Genomic DNA, 1,398 nt, shown 5'->3' with positions numbered 1-1,398 from the left:
CACAACGCCGTTCAGTTAGGCGGTGTGGTGGGCTGTCAAGCGTGTCGTAGAGACGAAGCAGCGGAGCTCCGGTATAGAGGGTGGTCACTCTAAGACGCCCTGAAAACTGGAGCTCCGCTGGCTGACCAGATTGCCATAACTCGGACGGTGAAGGTAGCCGCGGGGGTGTTCGCGCCGGGACATCTCGGTGAGCTGACCCGCCTGATGCCGTTCGAGATGGTTGATGATGTCCTGGCCGCGACCGGCGGCATGCAGTCGCGGGTGCGGCTGCTACCCGCCCGCGTCGTGGTGTATCTACTGCTCGCGGGCTGTCTGTTCGCTGATCTGGGCTACCGGCAGGTGTGGCAGCGGCTGACCGCGGGGCTCGCCGGCCTGAGCTTGAGTACCCCGTCCGGCAGTGCTCTGCGTCAGGCCCGGCAGCGTCTGGGAACAGCGCCGTTACGAGCCTTGTTCGACCTGCTGCGCGGGCCGGCCGCCACAACAGCCACTCACGCCGTCTATTGGCACGGTTTGCTGACCTGCGTGATCGACGGAACCCAGCTGACAGCCGCGGACAGCGCCGCCAACACCGGCCGCTACGGCAAGAAGCGCGGTAACCATGGCGGATCGGGCTACCCGGCGCTGCGGCTGAGTGCCTTGCTGACCTGCGGCACCCGCTCGGTGCTCGACGCCGTGTTCGACCCGTTGAGCATCGGTGAACTCGACCAGGCCCGCTGCCTGGCGCGCAGCCTGCGGCCCGGCATGCTGCTTTTGGCCGATCGTAACTACGCCGCCGCCGAACTCATGAAAACCCTCGCCGCGACAGGCGCGCACCTGCTGATCCGCTGCAAGAACGGCCGCAAACTCCCGCCGGCACGCCGCCACCACGACGGATCCTGGCTGTCAGTCATCGCCGGGCAGCCCATCCGCGTGCTGGAAGCCCGGATCACGATCACCACCAGCGACGGCACCCGCACCAGTGACTACCGGCTCCTGACCACGCTGCTCGACCCGGACCTCCACCCCGCCGCGCAGCTGATCACGCTCTACCACCAGCGCTGGGAGATCGAAACCGCCTACCTCGAACTGAAATCCAGCATCCTCGGCGGACGAGTCCTGCGAGCACGCACCCCTGACGGCGTCGATCAGGAAATCCACGCTCTGCTGATCACCTACCAGCTCCTGCGCACCGCGATGGTCGACGCCACCGACAGCCGTCCCGGTCTCGACCCGGACCGGGCCAGCTTCACCACCGCGCTGAACGCCGCCCGCGATCAGGTCGTCCACGCCGCTGGTGTCATCACCGACACCATCATCGATCTTGTCGGCGTCATCGGAGCCCAGGTCCTGGCCCATCTGCTGCCCGAACGCCGCCTACGCATCAAGGCCCGCATGATCAAACGCTCGAACAGCAAATAC

The 1,398-nt window shown here is 66.5% G+C and carries 1 protein-coding gene; it reads left to right on the top strand.

Features of this window, described 5'->3' with window-relative positions:
• Positions 1–147 precede the first annotated feature (147 nt).
• Positions 148–1,398: IS4 family transposase (locus tag ACGF5C_RS34580; RefSeq protein WP_393308602.1), on the top strand; the 1,251-nt coding region annotated here is incomplete at its 3' end.

Origin of the sequence: Micromonospora sp. NPDC047620 (genome assembly GCF_043205005.1) — a bacterium.
Classification (GTDB): domain Bacteria; phylum Actinomycetota; class Actinomycetes; order Mycobacteriales; family Micromonosporaceae; genus Micromonospora.
The sequence above is the reverse complement of the archived record's forward strand: the minus strand, read 5'-3'. Positions and strand labels throughout refer to the sequence as shown.